The sequence below is a fragment of the Clostridium sp. AM34-11AC genome, from assembly GCF_003435375.1.
In the GTDB taxonomy this organism is placed as follows: domain Bacteria; phylum Bacillota; class Clostridia; order Lachnospirales; family Lachnospiraceae; genus Pilosibacter; species Pilosibacter fragilis.
In genome coordinates this window covers 1-3,014 of record NZ_QWGL01000080.1, presented here as the reverse complement: position 1 = coordinate 3,014, position 3,014 = coordinate 1, and the positions used below count along the sequence as shown (strand labels likewise).

Below are 3,014 nucleotides of genomic sequence, written 5' to 3'. Positions count from 1 at the left end.
GTGACGCAACATTCTCGGTCATGCAGTTTTCTTCTGCTGACAGAGAATGAAGCTCCGCAGGACGCACGATACTCCCGATAGGAGAGTATAGAAGTGCGCCCTTAGAGTTCTAAGGGTATTTTTAGATAATTGGGAATGTTTCTTTGTCAAACTGCGTAACATTGAACAAGATACGCCACTCGACATCATCACCAACCGGTTCAAAGTGCAGAGCAGAACAAGCAGCATGAAGTTTTTCTTGTGAATTTGTTCCATATATAACTGCTGTCGGACCATCTGCACCACCAATAACACCAACAACAAAACAGGAACTACTGCCAACTGGACGGAACGAATGATCGTCTGGTGTAACTTCTATCGGTCTATCGCCTTCATCACAGTCAAAAACCGAAATGTTCTCCATCGGTTCAGGGGTAAGTGTATAACTCATGGCAATATAATGTGTCGGATAAATCCAGCGATCAGAACCAAAACTATTTTGAGGAACTGTCTGCTGTTCTATTTCCTGCACGGTCAGTGTATGGGTTATTCCGCTAACAGGATGGGAAAACATAAATGAATCTCCGGGTGCGTGAACTTTGAAATGTGAGCCTGGAACTTGTCCTGGTTGCTGCTCCATTGTAAGAAAAAGTTTATTGATTTCAGGGTGATGCTTGGTTCCCCAAGGAAATACGTCTCTGCATATGACCCAGCCATAAGTACTATCCAGCCCATAATGGTCGATTGCCCATTTTGCTTCCAACTCATTGATAACGCCATCTGGCAGACAAGGATTAAAGCTCACAGCGCAGCCATGGGTTGTCTGTAATATTTTCTCGTTTAACTTCAAGCAAGGTTTGAAGTTAAAACAAAGTGGGTTTTCCCATTCCATCTGCATCTGTTGCTCACGGGTAAAATTTTCACATGAGTCATTTTCCCAGTCCAGATTCCATTTTTTCATGAAGTCACGGATGCTTTCTGAATCAACTCGCATACAAAAATCAACGACAAGTCCTTTGCTACATGAATAAGCTGCCGGAATTACCCAATGATATCCAGCCCAATCGAATTGTTTATCCAGCTTGATCTCTTTTCCGGCACGGTCTTTACCTCGATGTCCCCAGAAATCTCCATCAAAATAGACCTTCCATTCAGGGGCAACCAATTCTGCTTCTGAAGTCATATCATTATCGTAATAATCTTCTGTGTATTTAATCTGACTGTAATCAAAGGAAGATTGCAGGTTTTTGATATATGTCCACGGTTGTTCCATAGGCAACAAATTCATCTTCTCTGAAATTTCCGATAAAGTTTGCTGTTGTTCCTGGGTTGTAGGGTTTTCATTGAGAAAGGCTTCAAACTGTGCTTCGTTCCACATCCACGCTTGTTCCACTGCCGCCACATCACCACAAGCCAGTATAAGCCGCAGAAAGTCGGTAAAATTTTCAGCTACTGGATGAACATAATCAGGAGAAGTATTCATGGGGCTGACAGAGAAAACCATCTCTCCAAATCCACGAATGAAACAGAAGTGGATACCATCTATCCCTGCCCATCCAAAAACCGATGCCCCTTTTGGGGTACAAAAATAATTTGTATTATCCTCACGGAGTTCAACTCCCACAGGACTTAAATCGACACCCCGCTGTAAAAATTTTTTCAAAATTCTATTCATTAAGCATCCCCCCATAAAATTAGTGCTATCACGCTCTTGATTGTAGTAAATTTTATCACAAGAGTGTGAATAAATCTACTGGCGAATGCTGAAACCGCCCGAACAGTTTCTTTCTGCTCAGGCGGCTTTCTTCATCCATTTTTCTTTCTTCTGCTGCACTTGTTCATGGGCTTCCTGCTGAACATCAGCCCAGCGGAAAAGCCATACTTGAAGTGACTTTCACTTTCTTCACATTGGGCGATTGCTGTCTGCGCCCGGAGTTCCTGCACCAGCTCATAGTCCTCTTTGCTGAGCCGCTGGGACAATTGCTTCATGAGCTTTTCACAGGCTATGACTGCCTTTCGGTATTCCGGTGATGTAGGTACAACTGTCTCGCAGGGATAAAACTCCCCATTATACATGGCTTCCAAAATCATAGCTTTACCTCTCTCAACAGTAGATTAGTTCCGTCTTGATGATTTCCTCTGCCCGGCAGCGGATGGAGTTCATTGACTGCACCCATAACATCTGATTTTCCGCTTTCATGGCTTCGGTCACGCCCTCGGCTTTCATCATCTGCCGGATAATCAAGTCCAGCCTGTCTGCCGCCTGCTCGTTCAGATCGGCAACGACGGTGTGGAGGCTGCCGGACAAAATTAGCTCGTTGTAAAGCATGGGACGGTGCAATTTCAGATAGGACTGGTGCAAGCGTCCCCAATGCCCAATAGGTCGGCGTTCCTCCGGCAGCTTCAAGTCCGGCACATAGTAGTCGCCCACCAACACATAGTCCATACCGTTCTCATGGATTCTCGGTTTCAACTCTTTCATAAAATCACGCTCCCTTTCTCGGTCCCAGCTGCGGCAAACTGCTCACCGGGATAAATACCCCTCTGGCAATATCCTCGGTGCGGATTGCCTGTTTTCTGGCTTCAATCTCCGCTTTTTTCTTGGCTTTCGTGCGCTCCTCATACTCTTTCTGTTTACCATTGGCTTTCCGCTTCAAGTAGTTCTGGTGGAGCCTGTCCTTGCGTTCCTCACGCCTGCGGATTTCCTCTAATTCCTCCGGGGTAAGCTCCGCTTCTCCAAACGCCGGGGGAACGAATCGCCCAACAAAATTGAAGTAAATCTCGACCTCCTGTGTGGTCTGTATACTGCCTTTGCGGTCACGCTCATGCACAAGGATTTTCTCGATAAACTCGTTGAGCATAGCAATGGTCAGCTTGTCGAAGTTCTCATACTTGTCAATCAGAGCGATAAAACGGTCAGCGTCCTTTTCGTGCTTCTCATAGCTCTTGACTGCCTTTTCCAGAGCAGAGATTTCAGCGGTAAGCTCGGTCTGCTCCTTTTCGTATTGAGCGTCCAGAGTGGCGTATCTGCTGTC

The 3,014-nt window shown here is 45.7% G+C and carries 4 protein-coding genes; all 4 read right to left on the bottom strand.

The features are described 5' to 3' along the window. Positions 1-121: 121 nt before the first annotated feature. Entirely contained in the window at positions 122-1,654 is a 1,533-nt protein-coding gene (locus DW826_RS17720) for a hypothetical protein (RefSeq protein WP_021630765.1), read from the bottom strand. A 131-nt stretch (positions 1,655-1,785) separates the two neighbouring features. Then, complete coding sequence (locus DW826_RS17715) at positions 1,786-2,070, bottom strand: DUF6809 family protein (RefSeq protein ID WP_117553331.1); 285 nt, start codon at positions 2,068-2,070, stop codon at positions 1,786-1,788. A gap of 13 nt (positions 2,071-2,083) precedes the next feature. Continuing rightward, entirely contained in the window at positions 2,084-2,461 is a 378-nt protein-coding gene (locus DW826_RS17710; RefSeq protein WP_021630767.1) for a TnpV protein, read from the bottom strand. A gap of 4 nt (positions 2,462-2,465) precedes the next feature. Further along, a partial coding sequence (locus DW826_RS17705; RefSeq protein ID WP_117553330.1) for a DUF4368 domain-containing protein occupies positions 2,466-3,014 on the bottom strand: 549 nt, incomplete at its 5' end.

What these genes read in the sequence shown, in the direction of transcription:
- DW826_RS17720 (WP_021630765.1), bottom strand. Translation starts at nt 1,654, where the DNA reads ATGAATAGAATTTTGAAAAAATTTTTACAGCGGGGTGTCGATTTAAGT.
- DW826_RS17715 (WP_117553331.1), bottom strand. Translation starts at nt 2,070, where the DNA reads ATGATTTTGGAAGCCATGTATAATGGGGAGTTTTATCCCTGCGAGACA.
- DW826_RS17710 (WP_021630767.1), bottom strand. Translation starts at nt 2,461, where the DNA reads ATGAAAGAGTTGAAACCGAGAATCCATGAGAACGGTATGGACTATGTG.